Source organism: Fulvivirga sp., from assembly GCF_040220315.1.
In the GTDB taxonomy this organism is placed as follows: domain Bacteria; phylum Bacteroidota; class Bacteroidia; order Cytophagales; family Cyclobacteriaceae; genus Fulvivirga.
The window spans coordinates 18,633-37,235 of record NZ_JAVJUY010000272.1 but is presented as its reverse complement, the minus strand read 5'-3'; the positions used below and the strand labels follow the sequence as shown (position 1 = coordinate 37,235).

Annotated in this window: 17 protein-coding genes; 4 read left to right on the top strand and 13 right to left on the bottom strand. The window is 38.3% G+C overall.

The features are described from left to right. The 3 genes from RLO81_RS13675 to recQ all read right to left on the bottom strand — a co-directional run. On the bottom strand, positions 1 to 628 hold a 628-nt coding region (locus RLO81_RS13675), incomplete at its 3' end, for a PSP1 domain-containing protein (protein ID WP_502880453.1). Between the two features lie 46 nt (positions 629 to 674). After that, entirely contained in the window at positions 675 to 1,964 is a 1,290-nt protein-coding gene (gene purD, locus RLO81_RS13670; protein ID WP_350112600.1) for a phosphoribosylamine--glycine ligase, read from the bottom strand. 77 nt (positions 1,965 to 2,041) lie between these two features. Next, positions 2,042 to 4,225 (bottom strand): DNA helicase RecQ, encoded by a 2,184-nt coding sequence (recQ, locus tag RLO81_RS13665; RefSeq protein ID WP_350112597.1) that lies wholly within the window; start codon positions 4,223 to 4,225, stop codon positions 2,042 to 2,044. 76 nt (positions 4,226 to 4,301) lie between these two features. Between recQ and RLO81_RS13660 the strand changes: the two genes are divergently transcribed. Next, a complete protein-coding gene (locus RLO81_RS13660; RefSeq protein WP_350112594.1) occupies positions 4,302 to 5,267 on the top strand; it encodes a KpsF/GutQ family sugar-phosphate isomerase in 966 nt (321 codons plus the stop codon). A gap of 11 nt (positions 5,268 to 5,278) precedes the next feature. Further along, positions 5,279 to 6,352, top strand: coding sequence for a mannose-1-phosphate guanylyltransferase (locus tag RLO81_RS13655; RefSeq protein ID WP_350112591.1), 1,074 nt, complete (start codon positions 5,279 to 5,281; stop codon positions 6,350 to 6,352). Here RLO81_RS13655 and rlmB read toward each other — a convergent pair. Both rlmB and RLO81_RS13645 read right to left on the bottom strand, forming a co-directional pair. Continuing rightward, positions 6,347 to 7,093 carry a 23S rRNA (guanosine(2251)-2'-O)-methyltransferase RlmB gene (rlmB, locus tag RLO81_RS13650; protein ID WP_350112588.1) on the bottom strand — a complete coding sequence of 249 codons (747 nt, stop codon included), beginning with the start codon at positions 7,091 to 7,093 and terminating at the stop codon, positions 6,347 to 6,349. The genes RLO81_RS13655 and rlmB overlap by 6 nt on opposite strands. Continuing rightward, entirely contained in the window at positions 7,090 to 8,214 is a 1,125-nt protein-coding gene (locus RLO81_RS13645) for a GWxTD domain-containing protein (protein WP_350112585.1), read from the bottom strand. The genes rlmB and RLO81_RS13645 overlap by 4 nt, the downstream gene beginning before the upstream one ends. A 103-nt stretch (positions 8,215 to 8,317) precedes the next feature. Between RLO81_RS13645 and RLO81_RS13640 the strand changes: the two genes are divergently transcribed. Further along, positions 8,318 to 9,091, top strand: a complete 774-nt coding sequence (locus RLO81_RS13640; protein WP_350112582.1) for a class I SAM-dependent methyltransferase — start codon at positions 8,318 to 8,320, stop codon at positions 9,089 to 9,091. A gap of 2 nt (positions 9,092 to 9,093) precedes the next feature. Here the strand turns inward: RLO81_RS13640 and RLO81_RS13635 are convergent, their stop codons facing one another. The 5 genes from RLO81_RS13635 to RLO81_RS13615 all read right to left on the bottom strand — a co-directional run bounded on the left by RLO81_RS13635 (position 9,094) and on the right by RLO81_RS13615 (position 15,961). Continuing rightward, a complete protein-coding gene (locus tag RLO81_RS13635) occupies positions 9,094 to 11,259 on the bottom strand; it encodes a PAS domain-containing protein (protein ID WP_350112579.1) in 2,166 nt (721 codons plus the stop codon). Positions 11,260 to 11,353: 94 nt separating this feature from the next. Continuing rightward, complete coding sequence (locus RLO81_RS13630) at positions 11,354 to 11,941, bottom strand: NifU family protein (protein WP_350112576.1); 588 nt, start codon at positions 11,939 to 11,941, stop codon at positions 11,354 to 11,356. Between the two features lie 51 nt (positions 11,942 to 11,992). Then, complete coding sequence (locus RLO81_RS13625; RefSeq protein WP_350112573.1) at positions 11,993 to 13,411, bottom strand: dicarboxylate/amino acid:cation symporter; 1,419 nt, start codon at positions 13,409 to 13,411, stop codon at positions 11,993 to 11,995. Between the two features lie 10 nt (positions 13,412 to 13,421). Next, entirely contained in the window at positions 13,422 to 14,498 is a 1,077-nt protein-coding gene (gene aroC / locus RLO81_RS13620) for a chorismate synthase (RefSeq protein WP_350112570.1), read from the bottom strand. 17 nt (positions 14,499 to 14,515) lie between these two features. Beyond that, on the bottom strand, positions 14,516 to 15,961 hold the full coding sequence (locus RLO81_RS13615; RefSeq protein WP_350112567.1) for a BatD family protein: 1,446 nt from the start codon (positions 15,959 to 15,961) through the stop codon (positions 14,516 to 14,518). Positions 15,962 to 16,084: 123 nt separating this feature from the next. Here RLO81_RS13615 and RLO81_RS13610 point away from each other — a divergent pair, with 123 nt between their 5' ends. After that, positions 16,085 to 16,267 (top strand): hypothetical protein, encoded by a 183-nt coding sequence (locus RLO81_RS13610; RefSeq protein ID WP_350112564.1) that lies wholly within the window; start codon positions 16,085 to 16,087, stop codon positions 16,265 to 16,267. Here RLO81_RS13610 and queG read toward each other — a convergent pair. From queG to ruvB, 3 genes are all read right to left on the bottom strand, one after another. Then, the gene (queG, locus tag RLO81_RS13605; RefSeq protein ID WP_350112561.1) at positions 16,264 to 17,202 is read right to left on the bottom strand and encodes a tRNA epoxyqueuosine(34) reductase QueG; all 939 of its coding nucleotides are present in this window, start codon (positions 17,200 to 17,202) and stop codon (positions 16,264 to 16,266) included. The two genes, RLO81_RS13610 and queG, sit on opposite strands and share 4 nt — an antisense overlap. 43 nt (positions 17,203 to 17,245) lie before the next feature. Further along, entirely contained in the window at positions 17,246 to 17,449 is a 204-nt protein-coding gene (locus RLO81_RS13600; protein WP_350112558.1) for a hypothetical protein, read from the bottom strand. Positions 17,450 to 17,533: 84 nt separating this feature from the next. Then, positions 17,534 to 18,562: a Holliday junction branch migration DNA helicase RuvB gene (ruvB, locus tag RLO81_RS13595; RefSeq protein WP_350112555.1), complete on the bottom strand. Its 1,029-nt coding sequence runs from the start codon at positions 18,560 to 18,562 to the stop codon at positions 17,534 to 17,536. Positions 18,563 to 18,603: the final 41 nt, after the last annotated feature.

Genomic DNA, 18,603 nt, shown 5'->3' with positions numbered 1-18,603 from the left:
ACCCAATGCCACCCAGCCTTCCAGCTTCCTGCCTCAGGCTTATCTGGCGCATTTCTACTCGTATTTTAAATTCACCCGCCAAAAGCTTTATTAGTTCTCTAAAATCTACACGGTCTTCTGCCGAATAATAGAAAGTTGCCTTAGAGTTATCTGCCTGATACTCTACATCTGATAGCTTCATTTCTAGCTTAAGGTCATCTATAATTTGTCGCGCCCGGTAAAGTGTAGGCATCTCCCTGTTCTTAACCTCCTCGTATTTTTCTAAATCTTTTTGATGGGCTATGCGGTAGATTTTTTTTATCTCATCATCGTTCTTCACCTTTTTCTTTTGCATTTGGAGTCGCACCAATTCACCCTGCAAAGAAACGTGGCCAATGTGATGCCCGTTGGGCACATCTACTACTACAGCATCACCGGTGGTAAGATCAAGATTGTCACTATTTTTAAAGTACTCTTTGTGGCCACCCTTAAAGCGCACTTCCACCACATTAAATTTATCTACTACCGGCATGTCCATGTTAGACAACCAGTCAAAAACGTTCATTTTATTGCACCCTCCGGTTTGGCAACCGCCATTGTTATTACAACCAGAGACTTTACTTCCTGAACTACACGTACCGCATCCCATCGTTCATCAATTTTAGTCCGTCAATAAAGATAAATAATTCAAGATTTTAAACTATTCGTGCTGATAAAATATCTTTCCCGATATCCTTTCTATAATACATGCCATCCCAAGAAATTGCTTTTACAGCGGTGTAGGCAGATTTAAGTGCTTCTTCAAGATCAGAGCCTCTACCCAAAACGGTAAGAACCCTGCCACCATCAGTTAAAACCTCATAATCTTCTTGTTTTGTACCTGCATGAATAACGAGTGTTTCGGTAATATCAGCTAAACCCTGAATTGATTTTCCTTTTTCGTAACTGCCAGGGTAGCCCCCTGAAACCAATACCACACCTGCCACAGTAAAGTTGCCAATCTCTAGTTTATAGTCGTGTAATTGACCAGTGGCAGCAGCATCCAGCATATCTACAATATCGCTTTGTATTCTTGGTATTACTGCCTGAGTTTCAGGATCACCCATTCTAACATTATATTCTATCACATATGGATTTCCTGCTACATTCATCAGGCCAATAAAGATAAAGCCTTTGTAATCGATGTTTTCTTTGGCCAACCCATCAACTGTTGGTTTAATAATTGTATCCTCTACTTTCTTCATAAAAGCCTCATCAGCAAATTTTACTGGTGAAACTGCTCCCATGCCACCTGTATTCAACCCCGTATCACCTTCGCCAATGCGTTTATAATCTTTTGCCTCAGGAAGTACAATATAATCCTTGCCATCTGTCAGAACAAAAACCGACAGCTCTATGCCCTCAAGAAATTGTTCAATGAGCACCTTGGAGCTTGCTTCTCCAAATTGCTTATCAATTAACATTGACCTTAAGGTATCCTTAGCCTCTTCTATTGTTTCGGCAATAACAACGCCTTTGCCAGCAGCTAATCCATCAGCTTTAAGCACTATGGGCATAGCACAATTTTCTAAATAAGTAAAACCCTCTTCCAGTGTATTTGAGGTAAACGTTTTGGCTTCAGCAGTTGGAATACCATATTTTTGCATAAAAGACTTACTAAAGTCTTTACTTCCCTCTAGCTGAGCTCCTTTTTTGCCAGGGCCAACAATTTTAATTTTCTTTAAAGCTTCGCTCGCCTCGAAGTAATCTCTAATACCATTTACTAAAGGGTCTTCTGGCCCAACAACAATGAGATCTATCTCATTTTCTACAGCAAAAAGGCCTATGGCTTCAAAATCGTTTACTTGAATATCAACATTCTCTGCTATGAAGTTTGTGCCTGCATTACCAGGAGCCACAAACACTTGGGTGCAGTTAAAGCTTTGAGAAATTTTCCAGGCCAACGTATGTTCGCGGCCGCCACTTCCTAATACTAATATATTCATATAATTATATGCTTATTCAGAAAGAGGCAAAGTTATACAATTGTATTTAAGGAGATAATTGGCTGGAAGATAATATTCTAGTTGGCGTATTCTGACATAAACTTGATGCGCATTAGACGTAGTTCCTCCTCAGAATATTCGTCATTATCTTCGTCATCCAAGGCATCTTCAATGCTATCGGTGTTGGCATTTAAGAAATAATCAAAAATATCATCTTGCTTGTCCTTATCCAGAATATCATCAATATAATAGTCAAGGTTTAGTTTTGTGCCTGAGTAACAAATATTCTCTATTTCATCTAATAGGCTTTCGAATGAAATGCCCTTTGACTCAGCAATTTCATCTAAATCTACTTTCCTATCTATCTGCTGAATGATGAAAATTTTGAGTTTTGATTTATTAACGGATGACTTTACCACAACATTAGAAGCGGTTGTGATATCATTCTCTTCTACATATTCTTTTATCAGTGCTAGAAAAGGTTGACCAAATTTTTTGACCTTACCCATGCCCACTCCATTAATTTGAGATAGCTCCTCTTCAGTGGTAGGGTAAGTAGTTGCCATTTCTTCTAAGGAAGGATCTTGAAAAATGATCCACGGCTGCAAATCTTTTTTATCCCCTTCCTTCTTTCTTAGGGCTTTTAAAAGTGTAAATAGTTCTTCGTCATATGCCTTGGCATTTACGGGTACCCGCTCCGCTTCTTCCTCTTCTTCGCCAACGGTATATTCATGATCTTTCGCCAGCATTATGGATTCAGGCTTAATCAGGAATTTTTTGCCTTTTTCAGATAATTTGAGCACACCGATATTTTCAATATCTTTTTCCAGGTATTCATATATAAGCGTTTGACGAATTACTGTCTTCCAAAAATCCTCATCTTCGTCATCACCTTTTCCAAATACATCGAGCTTATCATGATCGTACGACTGGGTGTGTGCGTTGCTTATGCCTCTTAGCACATGTGCGATATGATTGAGACCAAATCGCTCACCTGTTTGTTCCACCGCCTGAAGTACCAATGAAACGTAATCTTGCCCTTCAAATTTATCTTTTGGGTTTACACAATTATCACAACCTCCACAATTATCTATTTTAAATTCTTCACCAAAATAATGGAGTAGCTGTTTTCTTCTGCACACCGGTGATTCTGCATAGAAGGACATTTCCTGTAGCAGAACTCTTGAATTCTCCCTTTCTTGTACAGGTTTGTCTTTGTTAAACTTTTCAAGCTTGTTAATGTCATTATGACTGTAAAGCATTAAACAATGGCCTTCCAATCCATCTCTTCCTGCCCGGCCAGTCTCTTGATAATACCCTTCCAATGACTTTGGTACATCATAGTGGATCACAAACCGAACATCAGGTTTATCGATGCCCATGCCAAATGCGATGGTGGCAACAACAATATCAACATTCTCATTTAAAAAATCATCCTGATTTTTTTCACGAACAGCTGGCTCTAACCCAGCATGATAAGGCACTGCATTAAAGCCATTCACACTAAGTAGTTCGGCTATTTCCTCTACTTTCTTTCTGCTCAGGCAATAGACAATACCACACTTACCTTTGTTCTTTTTAAGAAACTCTATTACTTGCTTTTTAGCATGCTTTTTTTGGCGCACGTCATAAAACAAATTGGTTCTGTTGAATGACGATTTAAACACACTGGCATTCTCCATATTCAGGTTTTTCTGAATATCCAGCTGTACTTTAGGTGTTGCTGTAGCTGTTAGCGCTATAATAGGAAGTTGGCCTATCTGTGCTATAATTTCTTTTATTCTTCTATACTCTGGTCGGAAATCGTGCCCCCATTCTGAAATACAGTGCGCTTCATCAACTGCAACGAACGCAATATTTACCTTTTTAAGAAAATCTACATTATCAGGTTTAGTTAACGATTCAGGAGCAACATAAAGCAACTGAATCTCGCCATTCAAGCACTCTTTTTTAACTCTGTTAATTTCCCCTTTAGTTAGGGTAGAATTCAAATACTGGGCATTTATCCCAAAGGCATTCATTTGGTCTACCTGATTCTTCATTAATGCAATTAGCGGTGAAATAACAACCGCCAAACCATCGGTGACTAAGGAAGGTAGTTGATAGCACAATGATTTACCAGCACCTGTTGGCATAATCACAAACGTATTTTTGCCTTCGAGGATATGCCTGATGATACCCTCCTGGTTTCCTCGGAATTGGCTATAGCCAAAAACCTCTTTTAATTTTCCTCGTAATATATCGGTCTGTTCTGCGAGCATCCAGGTCAATTTTAAAGTGCCATTTCGATTCGATTTACTATCTTTGACGCGCCCTGATTACTAATCTTAAAGGACATTGAAGTTAGCAAAAAATATCCAGAATATCGCCAAAAGAGTACTCATAAATGAGTCTGAGGCGTTGAACAATATTGCCAATTATATTGACGATCAATTTGAAGAATGTGTTGAAGCAATTTTCAAATCGAAAGGCCGAGTGGTGATTACCGGAATAGGTAAAAGTGCCATTGTAGCCAGTAAAATTGTAGCCACGCTGAATTCCACCGGCACACCATCTCTTTTTATGCATGCTGCTGATGCCATCCACGGAGATTTAGGAATGATCCAGGATGATGACATTGTAATTTGTATTTCTAAGAGTGGTAATACCCCTGAAATTAAAGTTTTAGTGCCATTGATAAAGCGAACTAACTGCAAGCTTGTAGGACTTGTTAGTAATGTTGATTCTTATCTTGGCCAACAATCTGATTATGTGCTAAATGCTACTATTGCCGATGAAGCTTGCCCAAATAGTTTGGCACCAACAACCAGCACAACCGCTCACATGGCTTTGGGTGATGCATTGGCCGTTTGCCTGATGGAGCTAAAAAGTTTTACAAGTGAAGATTTTGCCAGGTATCATCCTGGAGGTGCATTGGGCAAGCAACTTTACTTAAAAGTTGATGACATTATATCGCACAATGAGGTACCAATAGTGCAACATGATGCCAATTTTAAAGAAACTATTCTCGAAATATCTACGAAAAGATTGGGCGCCACTGCCGTGCTTAAAAATAATAAGCTAATAGGCATTGTTACTGATGGTGACTTAAGGCGGGGCATTGAAAAAGGTGTGAATCTGGATAAAGTTATTGCCGAGCAAATTATGTCTGTAAACCCCAAGCAAGTAGAAAAAGGTGACTTTGCTGTTAAAGCTTTGAATGTGATGCAGCAAAATAATATCAGCCAAGTGATAGTAATGGATGGTGAAAAAGTAGCCGGATTTGTGCACTTGCATGATCTCTTAAAAGAAGGTATCATTTGATAACCAATCTGATGAATAAAAATAATTATGTTGTAATAATGGCGGGTGGAGTAGGTAGCCGTTTTTGGCCCTACAGCAGAACTACCAAGCCAAAGCAATTTTTAGATATTTTAAATACTGGCCGTACGTTAATTCAAATGACTTACGATCGATTTAAAAATAAAGTGCCTGAGGAAAACATATATGTAGTTACTCACCAGGATTATGGAGATTTGGTAAAGGAGCAACTTCCTAAGCTAACAAATGACCAAATTCTGCTTGAGCCGTTGAGAAGAAATACAGCACCATGCATCGCATATGCATCCTATAAAATAGCAAAAAAAGACCCAGATGCTATTATCACCATCGCTCCATCTGACCACCTGATTGTTGATGAAGGACAGTTTCTTTCTTACTGGGAAAAGGCGTTGGAGGCTGCTAGCGATCAGGAGAAGTTGATTACACTAGGATTAAAGCCTAATAAGCCTGAAACGGGTTTTGGATACATTCAATTTTTAGATGAAAAAGGTAGCATCAAAAAAGTGAAAACATTTACTGAAAAGCCTGAAAAACAACTGGCTGAAAAATTTATTGAGAGCGGAGACTTTTTATGGAACTCAGGAATTTTCATCTGGGGGGTGCAGGCAATTATAAAGGCTATTGAAGACTGTTTGCCTGAATTGAGCGAACTCTTTGAGGAAGCGCTACCCAAACTGAGTACATCTGATGAAGCTGCGGCCATTTCACTAGTATATTCACAATGTACGAATATCTCTATTGATTTTGGCGTAATGGAAAATGCCTCTTCGGTTTATGTAGTTCCTTCCCAGTTTACCTGGTCTGACCTAGGTTCATGGAACGCAATGCATGAGCATAGTGAAAAAGATGCCAACGATAATGTTTTACAGGCCAATACCCTGGTGTATGATACGAAAAACACACTCATAAAAGGCCCCAGAGACAAGCTAATTATAGTACAAGGACTACAGAATTACATGGTTACTGAATGTGATAATGTGTTACTGATTTGTAGAAGAGATAATGAACAAAAGTTTAGGGACTTTGTGGCCGATGTGAAGAAATCTAAAGGAAAGGAATTTTTATAAACTTCTTTGTCTAACAGCTTCAAAAATCGCAATACCGGCTGATACCGATACATTCAGTGAATCTATATTCCCTGTCATTGGTATAAACATTTGATTGTCAGCAAGCTTCAAATATTCCGGAGAGATACCATCTTCTTCTGATCCCATAATAATGGCTGCTGGTTTTTTAAAATCACACTTGTACAACGGCTCTGACGCCTTTTCGGTACACGCAAAAACAGTAATTCCACTTTGTTTCAAATAGTCTATTGTGTTTTTAAGGTTATCTTCGCGGCATATCGGAATGTAATTTAACGCCCCTGCCGATGTTTTCATGGCATCTGCATTTATTGCAGCCCCACCTCTGGATGGGATAATGATGGCATCCACGCCAGCGCACTCTGCTGTTCTGGCTACAGCCCCAAAATTACGTACATCGGTAACTCTATCAAGTATGAGTAACAACGGTTCCTTGCCTTGCTGATACGTTTCGTTAATTACATTGTCTAAAGAAGCATAATGAATAGAAGACACAAATGCTATTGCACCTTGATGATTTTTTCTGGTGACCCTATTTAGTTTTTCAATGGGTACTGTAGAAAATGGTACACCATGAGATTTTGCCGTTTGAATCAATTGCTTAATTAAATCATTAGCCAGGCCTTTTTGGATTAGGAGCTTATCTATTTCTTTACCTGATTCAATGGTTTCGAGTATGGCACGCGTGCCAAATACCAGATTATCCTTAGTTATATGCTTCACTTAAATATTGCGTTTCTTAACAAGTTTATTGCTTCATACCATGATTCAGCATGCTTTTTCTCCCTTATTAACACATAATGTGCTGGGGAGAATAATGTTGATGTTTTTATAAACTGGTACTTTCTCATTGGCAAATGTCGGTCTTCCTGATAGTTCCAGATCTCTTTATTCCCAATTTTTTCGATATTATCAGGGCTTCCCATAATCAAGTAAATCATACCCATATCAGTTTTCCAACCATCTTTGAAGGTGGTGAAATTCGTATTTACATATTCAACCCGATCATAAAATAAACGGATAATCTTCTTAGCACGCTCAGGATTACCTGCCAGTTGTAGCCAGAATTTATCAAACAAGCGCTTATCATTACCCACTTCTGCCAATGTTTTTTGCTCTTCATCATCTGTTATATAAATCAAAGGTTGTGTAAGTTCTTCAACCGTTGTAAATCGCGGAAAATAGAAGGGTTCAACCCTAATTGTTAATGCCTGATTGGAGGTAGTATCAGCTTGCATCAGATACAAGCCAGGTTTTTTCATAGAAATTGTACCCTGAGCTAAGAATGATGAGTCAATACCCATCTCCTGTGAAGGTGCATCATTTCTGGTAGTCATGGGAGGTAGTGCAATGCTAAAATCGTAGTTGTAATAAAATACATGAATGCTATTAGGAGCCTGAAAAATACCCGGATTGGTCCAATACTTTAATAAAGGAATATTTTTTGAATTGAATAGTATAAAAGGATGTGATTCATTTACCTCATGAATAAAATTGAAGGTTAGTCCATCCGATAACTTTATCAACCGTGTTTTAATTTTAGGTCTTAAAACGCTTCTTGGAAAGGAAAATTTAAAATAGTGTTGATCCATTTCATTCCCCAGGTAGGTGCTATCCAGATAAGCAATTAATATTTCTTCATTTTCAGATGCAGTACTAAATTGAAATTTATAATTATAAAGCCTTGATGATTTTGCATCTAAATCGATCTCCAAATACAAATGTAGCGAGTCATTTGAAGCAACCGACATCATTGAAACGCCAATATTGCCGGAGTTCTGAGCCTGAATTGTTTGACTAAAAAATATGACAACTACAGATACTACTATTCTAATGGCGCGCATTCCTTTTCAATTGTATGGATAAATTAAGGTGATACTTGGCAAATAAAAAAAGAGCATCAGGTTATTTCTTTCGAATTGACCTATTTTTGCAAAAATTTCTAACATGGGCGTATATACAACCGAAATAGCATCTGATAAACTAGCATCTGACAATCCAATTCATCAGCGATTGCTAAAAGCATATTATGTGGCTGAAGAATTGGTAGAAGGTGATTTATTGGAAATTGGTTGTGGTGAAGGTAGAGGTATTAATCTGTTACAACCAAAATGCAAGTCATTTACGGCTATTGATAAGATTGATGAAGTAATCCAGTCGCTTTCTAATAAATTTCCGGATGCTACCTTTATTCAGGATAACATTCCTCCGTTTAATAAAATTAAGGACAATCAGTATGATAGCATCGTAACCTTTCAGGTAATTGAGCACATAAAAAATGACCGATTATTTTTAGAAGAAATCAAACGTGTTTTAAAGCCTGGGGGAAAAGCTTATATCAGTACGCCAAACATAAAACTTACATTATCGAGAAACCCATGGCACATTCGGGAATATACTGCCCAGCAATTAACAGATTTGGCCAATTCCATTTTCGATAAAGTGGTAATGAAAGGCATTGGTGGAAATGAAAAAGTGATGGAATATCATGAGAAAAATAGAATGTCGGTAGAGAAAATCACCAGATTTGATATTCTAAATTTACAATACCGTTTGCCCGCTCCGTTGCTACGAATTCCGTATGATATACTAAATAGATTTAACAGGAATAAGCTTAAATCAAGCAATGATTCGTTGGTCAACGAAATTCATCATACAGATTATTTACTGCAAGATGATGCCGAAAATGCATTGGATTTGTTTTTGATTGTTAAGAAGTAAGTTTACTTACTTTTCAATTTCTCAATCTCAGCTGTTAACTCTTCCACCTGGGCTTTTGCTTGTTCTTCTGAAGTTACATCCTTTGAAATAACAGCGGCACCAATGATTGCTCCTTTCTTGTCTTTTACAGGGAAACATTCTGTAATAATTTTTAGCACCTTGTCGCCAACAGGCCTGTCTTCCTTAAATCGCAATTCTTCGCCATTCAGTGTTTTGGCATATCGCTCTTTCCAGGTTTTTAAGGCATCGCCTGAAAGAACTTCCAGGATACTCATCCCTTCATTAAGTTCAAGGCCATTTGCCTTAAATCGATCTTTAAGTGTTTTGTTGGCATAGATGATTCTATAATCTAGATCCATGGCAAAATAGGTATTGTCTGTATTATTTACCATGGCATCAAGTACAGAACTTTTTTGTTGCACCGCCATTTCAAACTGCTTCTTATCAGTGACATCTCTGGAGAAAACAGAAACTCCCAAAATGTAGCCATTATCATCCCTGATAGGGTTGATGAAATACTCGCGATAAGTATCTTCTCCCTGAACTGAGCTTTTCAAAACAAAATCAAGTGCTTCACCTGCTAATGCCTGATCGTAATAGCCTTTCCATTCATCTCTCACATCGCCCAGCATATCCAGTGCGTTGGCACCTTCTTTCATATCCTCATATTGTGTGCCTTTATATCTTTCTTTAACCACTTTATTCATGATCAGAATTTTATAATTTCTGTCCATGGTAATAATAGAATCGGTTGTATTATTAATAAGGGCATTAAGATTGGCTTCTTTCTCACCCAATTCTTTTTGCGTCCTGCCCATTTCTTCCTGTGTGGCTTGCATCTCTTCCATATTCTGGCGCATCTCCTCTTCTTGAGATTGCATCTCCTCAGTCATTTGCCTGGATTGCTCGAGCAACTCTTTAGTTTGTTGATTGGTTTGTGCAGAAATGATGGTAGAAGCTATACTTTCACCCACTTTTTCCAGAAAGTCAATGTCATTATCTGTAAAAACATCAAAAGAAGCCATTTCTATTACGCCAACCAATTCCTCATTGGATTTTAAAGGCACAAGTACAAGACTATTTGGATTTGCTATGCCCAAACCAGAAGTTATGGTTATGTAGTGATCAGGCACATCAGTCATCATAATGGTCTTTCTTTCTATGGCTGCCTGCCCGATGAGACCCTCACCTAGCTCTACTCTCTTTTCTAAATATTTTTTTCTTTCATAAGCCCTGCAAGCCATCAGTTGCAGATAATTTTCATCTGTGTCTTCATTTTTTTGAATGATAAAGATGCCCCCTTGGTTTGCGCGCATGTATTTCACTAAACTTTGAATTACCTGATCACATAATATTTCAAGGTTGTCAGTATTGTTTCTTAAAATCTCTCCGATGGAAGCCAATCCAACATTCACGAATTTTTCTTTCGATTCACGATCCGCTGCCTCAACCAAACTATCACGCATATTCATGAGCGATTCTCCAAGTTTATCCGCCTTTTCTGCGTCATACTCAGCACCTAAATTTCCTTTACTAATGCTGTTGGCGAAGTTGATATTTGTATCCATCAGGCTTAATTGATCCTGCATTTGAAGATAGTTAATGCCTGACTCCCTGGTTTGGCCCTTTTGTAAATTAGACCATAAAATGCAGAGTGCCCCATAAAACAATAGTAAGCCCAGGTGCAGTATCACATTTTTATACGTAAGCTCAGGGATATTCTCCAGCATCCCATTCAACTCACCACCCGCCATTTGACTATAAAATAAATAAAGAAAAGTAAAAACAGCGTAAGCTATGAGCGGAACGAGTACTCGCCAATCTTCATAAAATAAGAGTACCGTAAGGCCAATAAAGTAGAAGAAATGCATTTCATACATCCCATGCATTTGCAGGAAAAACTGAACAGCAAAATTCCACAATAGTAAACTAATGATTAGTCTGAACCAAATTGTGCCACCTAGTAATGATTTTGCTCCAAAGTATAAACCAACCGTGATAGCACCCATTACAAATGCAAGCACATAAGTCTCGTAAAATACAGATAGTCCTATGCCCAAAAAGAAAAACCCGTATATGAAATAGCGTACTATTCCATCGGCTTCTTCATGAACTTTATTATGAAATGGTTGAATTTTATCTTGGGGTATCGCACTCGTTTCTTGCATGAAAAAAGTAATTACACGTGTAATTTAATAAACGGTAACCAAGATAGCTACAAAGAAGAATATTTACAATTTTAAAAAAACGCTGAGCTTAGCCTTAAACGCCTTCAGCCTCAACAGATTGGACATCTGGCAGCATACGCTTCATAAGATTCTCAATTCCTGCTTTAAGCGTAACTGTAGAGGAAGGACAACCGCTGCAAGAACCTTGAAGCAATACCTTTAATATGCCATTTTCAAAAGAGTGGAATGTTATTGCACCTCCATCTTGCTCAACAGCTGGTCTGATGTATTCATCCAAAATCCCTTTGATTTTCTTTACGGTTTCGGAATCATTTTCATTGATTTCATTGGCATCATTGATTTCTTCTACCACTCTTTTTCCTGCTTCTAAATATGCCTTGATCACTTCTTTCGCTTGATCTCGAACTTCAATCCACTCAACATCTTCTTTCTTAGTAACAGTTACAAAATTGGCCATGAAGAATACACGATCCACAAAGTCCAGCTTAAATAATTCTAAAGCAAGTGGCGAATTAGATGCCTCATCAGCGCTTGGAAAGTCTAGGCTTACGCCATCGGGCAGTAACATAAAATTGGCCACAAACTTGAGTGAGTTTGGGTTTGGATTGGCCTCCATGTAAAGGTTTACGGCTCTTGAAGATTGTGTATTCGTAGTTTGCATAAAGTTCAGTTTAGATCAAAAACAAAATCCGATAAGATAAGTTCGTAATAATTAATATTTCGAAAGTTCGCCTTCCGATTTGGCGACAAGTGTAGATACAGTGGCATCTCCAGTTACGTTTACAACTGTTCTGCACATATCTAAAATTCTGTCAACAGGAAATATAATGGCGATCCAAGCAGGGTTTAAACCTACAGATTGTAGTACGATGATCATCATTACCAGGCCGGCACTTGGTGTAGCTGCTGCGCCTATCGAGGCCAAGGTAGCCGTTAAAACAATTGTCATTTGCTGTCCAAGTGATAAATCTACCATATGCATTTGTGCCATAAATATTACTGCCACTGCCTGGTATAAACTTGTTCCGTCCATATTAACGGTAGCTCCAATGGGCAATACGAAGCTGCTAATGTTTTTAGAAACACCCATATTATCTTCAATACACTCCATAGTTACAGGTAATGTGGCTGCACTAGAGCTTGTTGAAAAGGCTAGAAATTGTGCCGGGCTAATGTTTTTGAAGAACTCTTTATAGGATAGTTTCTTAATGAAAAAGGTTACAACCAATGGGTAGAATATAAATACCATAAAGAAAAGGCCAGCTACCAGCGTAAGTGAATAAGAACCTAAGCCTTTAAATATTTCAAAAACTTCGGCTGGTGTGTCGGCCATTTTTGCAATCACTCCTGCCAATAATGCAAACACGAAAAATGGTGCTGCCTTCATCACAATATCTACCATTTTAAGAAACACTGCATTTACGCTGTTTACAAATTCAATCAATGGCTTGGCCTGTTCATTAGGCACAAGCACCAAGGTAATTCCAAAAAAGATGGCAAAGAAGATGACCTGAAGCATTAATCGGTTATCTGAAATGGCCAAAACCACATTTTCTGGCACCATTTCAACAATAAATGACAGCGGACTCTTTTCCTTAGTCTCTTCTGCTGTATTCATTTTATCTTCTATAGATGCATTTTTGGCATCCATTTTCTTTAGTTCGCTTTCGCTGATTACTTCTTCCACTTTTGATCGCAGATTAGGGTCTTCCAAAAAGTTTCTGCCATCGCGAGGTTGTGGAACACCTGGAGTGTCTTGCACCCACTTCTCATAGGAGATTCTATTTTTAATGCGCTGCTCCTCATCTAACATAGCACCGGGCTTTACGGTGTTAACCAGTAATAGCCCTACACCCACAGCAATTAGGGTGGTGGTTAAATATAAGCCCAGCGTTTTTGCACCCAACCTACCAAGCTTGGATATGTCCGTTAAAGATGATACGCCAGAAATTATTGAGAATAGCACCAAAGGTACTGCGATGTATTTAAGAAGCCTGATGAATATTGTTCCAAAAGGGTCAATCCAGTCTATTGTAAATTGATTCCATCCTAAATAACTCGAAACAAAAGCCCAAATAATTCCAGCTACAAGCCCTAGTATGATCTTAGTATGTAATGGTAAGTTCTTCATATTTTAGAAATTAGCGCAATTTACCCGATTGGCCTATCATATAAAAGTCGGCAATAACTAGTGCTGCCATAGCCTCCACAATAGGCACAGCCCGAGGAACAACACATGGATCGTGCCTTCCCTTGCCAGAAACGGTTACTTCATTTCCTTCTTTATCTACGCTCTGCTGATCCTTCATAATCGTGGCCACAGGTTTGAAGGCCACATTAAAATAAATATCTTCTCCGTTGGAAATTCCACCTTGTATTCCTCCGGAGTGATTAGTTTTTGTCTTTACCTGGTCTCCTTCTTTTATATATTCATCATTATGCTGAGACCCTCTCATAGTTGTTCCATGAAAGCCACTTCCATATTCAAAGCCTTTCACTGCATTAATACTTAGCATGGCTTTGCCGAGTTCAGCGTGTAATTTATCAAAAACGGGTTCACCTAAGCCAACTGGAGTTCCTTTAATGACACCCGTAACCACACCGCCAATGGTATCCTGGTCTTTACGCACTGAGTCGATTAACTCAATCATTCTATCGGCCGTTTTCTGATCCGGGCAACGAACGATATTACTCTCTGTTTTAGATAAATCTAGTTGGGTGTAATGGGGTGCTGATATATCTCCAACCTTCGAAACATAGGCATTAATATCCACTCCTATACTTTTTAAAAAGAGTTTCGCTATTGCTCCAGCAGCAACTCTAGCTGCAGTTTCCCTGGCCGAACTTCTTCCGCCACCACGGTAATCTCTCAAGCCATACTTTTTCTCGTAGGTATAGTCTGCATGAGAGGGCCTGAATTTATCGGCTATGTGGGAATAATCTTTACTCTTAGCATCTTTATTACGGATTAGAATGGCAATTGGCATTCCAGTGGATTTTCCCTCAAAAACACCCGATAAAATTTCAAATTTATCCGCTTCCTTTCTTTGAGTAGTAATTTTTGATTGGCCCGGTTTTCTTCTATCCAACTCTGATTGTATAAAAGCTTCATCTAATTCTATACCAGCTGGACAACCATCGATAGTTACCCCGATCGCCACGCCATGTGACTCTCCAAATGTGGTGATCTTAAAAAGCTGTCCGAATGAATTACCCACGATACATTAATTGTTAGTTATTTCTTCAAAAATATCACTGCAGAGGTTACTAACATACCTAAAATTAAAAGGTTGGCCAATAGTTGAATCCACACATCATTATCTAGAGATTCAAGTGTATTATCGGCAAACTCAATATCATCATAGAATGAGCCTAAATCATTAGATTGTATTGATTCGTTCTTCTTGCTTTCTCCTGTAACCCTAAGTATCTTTTCTGATTTGAGTGTATCATATTTTCCATTATTCGGATTGAAGAAAACCCATTGAAAGTAGTCGCCCAATTTGTATTCACCAGGCTCTTTTGGTATGCCGTAATAGCTAAATGATTTAGAACCGGTAACACGACCGCCTCTTCTATTTATATTTTGGGTGATGTTTGGTTCATAAAAATCGAAATTATCATCTGAGTCTATCATCGGTTTATTTACCGCAGATACATTGCCCTCACCATATATACCAAATTGATAAGAAAAGCTCTGGCCCGTTTCAGTTTCTGTTAGATTAATCTCTTCTGATAAGTGATAGTCGCCCACAGCTACCTGGTCTTTCAATGGGTGTGGTGGCAGTTGCTTCACTTTTACTGTTTTTGGCTTTGAATAGAATGTTTTAAAATCTTCCTGCCTGTTTTGGCCAAAGAATGAAGGGTTTCTAGCGACCTTATACTTAATCATTTCTAATCCAACTTGAGGGAAATTAATATTCTCAGCATTCAGTGGGTAAAAAGCACCTTGATAAATTTTGTACTGAGTATATCGCTTTCTATTAATTTCAACGGACTCACCATTGATGTTTTCGATATTAAAATTCTCTTCCCAGCAATTTTCTGGGCGCAAGTCTTTTAATATCCCTGATAGTTGTTTTCCTAATTCATAAAACTGAAGTGGCGCTCTGTTACTTTCTGCAACAAAGAATGATAATGTAGCCGTAACTCCTTCACCAACATAAATTTCTTTTTTATTAGTGGTAAGCGCTAGAAAAGCATCTTCATCAATATCTATAAATTCAGTTTCTCCACGACCACCAAAATCATCAAAGGGGTCTCTGTCAAATAAACTTCTGAAAGGATCCCGGCTTCTTTGGCGTTGTACTGGTGCACCCACTTTTACAGTGGTTCCAGGAGAAGAAATTTTCTTGCCATTTACTGTCATCGTGAATGCTGGTACGTTTACTTGCCCTTGTCGCTGCGGCACATAGGTCATCGTAATACTTTGCGATGATGATATCTGGCCATTAATTATTTGCGTACTGGAGGATGAAGATGTACCTCTTTTTTGAAATCCTTCAATATCAGGGAAATCATCGTAGCTCTGCAGCCGCTCGTTAGATACAGTGATGGTTATTGTCCAGGCCTGATTTTCACCGATTTCATTGGGTCCTAATTTAACATCAATCTCCTGAGCGATAACTTTTGAACATAGTCCGGTTAAGACAAAACAAAATGTAAATATCCAACTCTTCATATCTCTTTGAATCCTTCTTATCGTTACTAACGTACAAATGTATGGCAATCTTAATAATGCATTAACGAATACTTTATTAAAGGTTGTTAATTTTGATAAATCAATCAGAATGCAATATCAATCATGCTAGAATATTTTAAGACGATTCTCGATAAAGTAAGTTTTGATCTGAAGCTTTTTGAAAAGGAATTGAAAAAAGCCATAAAATCATTGGTAGCAGAAGAAATTGAAGAACTCAGAAAATGGTGCTATTCTAATTACGGAGAATCACATCAGCTAGTATTGCAGCGGTGCTTTACCAATTAACTTTTCTGGGAATTAAATTTAATATTCCTTTTTAGCCCATTAAACTTCGTTCTCTTTACAGCGGATTTTTTAAAGACTTTACGAAATACTTCTTCTGTCATTTCCTCCCAATCTGATTTAGTCATCTCTATTAAATCATGGTGAGGTTCAAACTGAGGCTCAGAATGAGGTTTAGAAAAACGGTTCCAAGGACATACATCCTGGCAGATATCACACCCAAATATCCAGTCCTGCATTTGGCCTTTAAACTCTGATGGAATATTATCCTTTAATTCGATAGTGAGGTACGAGATACATTTGCTACCATCTACAACATAGGGTTCCGGAATAGCATCTGTCGGACAGGCATCCATACATGCGGTACAAGTGCCACAATAATCTTTTGCCGGACCATCATAGGTAAGTTCAATATCAACAATTAATTCTGCTAAAAAGAAAAAGCTACCCATAGAGCGATTTAAAAGCAGGCTATTTTTACCTATCCAACCAACACCAGACTGAGCTGCCCATTGGCGCTCCATCACAGGGGCACTATCTACAAAGGCTCTGCCTGAAATCTCTCCAATATGCTCTCTTAAGTCTTCTAAAAATCCTTTGAGCTTATCCTTAATAACGAAATGGTAGTCTTTACCATAAGCATACTTAGCAAATTTATAAGTGTTATCATTCGCTAAATCTTCCTTAGGATAATAGTTGTAAACCAATGAAATAACCGATTTAGCCCCGTGCACAAGCTTGGTTGGGTCCAACCTTTTATCGAAGTGATTTTCCAGGTAACTCATTTTACCTTGATAGCCTCTCTTCAGCCAATTTTCTAAATTTTCAGCCTCCTCTTCTAAAAACCGGGCTTTAGATATGCCACAAAAAGAAAAGCCCAAATCATGGGCTTTTTGTTTTATTATTCGAGTGTGCTTATCTGCAGTTGAATTAGCCATCTTATCAAAGATAGCCGCTCTAACTGTTACAGCAATGGAAATTTTACTTATTCACGATATTGAGACCCTTTACCAAAATATGTAAAGGTTCAGTTATTAAAGGTACCGTAGATTTATACTTGGAAAGCATATTTACCTGTGCTTCATTTTTATCAGCGGCTTTAGAGTTTAATGTAAATAGGGATACACATACTGCAATCGCCACGCCTAGTACAATAATTAAAGTTCTGTGTTGTTGGGTTTTCATTTTCTTACTGATTTGATCAGTTAGTACCTGTTAGACGAAAATTATTACAGAATGTTAACAAAAGTTGAAAAAAATATTCTTTAGTTAGTCAAAAAGGCCCCCAGTTCGTGTAGGAGGAACAATCTTTAAATGCTTATAAGCAAGCTCAGTTGCCTCTCTTCCGCGAGATGTTCTTTTGATATAACCCTCCTTAATTAAAAAAGGCTCGTACACTTCTTCAATAGTTTCAGCCTCTTCTCCACAAGCCGTGGCGATGGTAGAAATACCCACCGGGCCACCTTTAAATTTTTCGATGATGGTCGAGAGTATGCGATTGTCCATATCATCCAGACCATGATCGTCCACATCCAAAGCGCTAAGTGCCATTTTTGCAATTTCCATGTTGATGGTGCCATCACCCTTTATTTCAGCAAAGTCTCGCGTTCTTCTTAATAAGTTGTTGGCTATTCTAGGTGTACCTCTGCTTCTTCTGGCTATTTCAACAGCAGCATCCGCTTGTATAGAAGTGTTTAATATTGAACAAGACCGTTCAACAATGGTTGATAGCAAATCGGCATCGTAATACTCTAGTCGAGAGTTGATACCAAACCTTGCTCTCAAAGGAGAAGTTAATAAACCAGAGCGTGTTGTTGCGCCTATTAAGGTAAATGGCGAAAGTGTAATTTGAACTGTTCTCGCACTGGGCCCTGAGTCCAACATGATATCAATCTTAAAATCCTCCATAGCAGAGTATAAATACTCCTCCACAATAGGGTTTAATCGATGGATTTCATCAATGAAAAGAACATCATTATCCTCCAGGTTAGTGAGGAGGCCAGCCAAATCACCAGGTTTATCCAAAATTGGCCCTGAAGTAACTTTAATATTGGTGTTCAGCTCGTTAGCAATAATATGAGAAAGAGTGGTTTTACCCAGACCGGGAGGGCCATGTAAAAGTACATGATCTAACGGCTCACCTCTTTTCTTGGCAGCCTGAACGAATACTTTGATGTTATCTACTACTTTTTGCTGACCAGTGAAATCACTAAAACTTAGCGGCCTAAGAGCTCTTTCAAATTCCTTTTCTTCAGGTCCAAAATGGTCGTCATCAGCTTGTAGATAATCTTCTCTCATATTCCGGCATTTACTGTGCTAAAGTAAACATTAGCCATTCC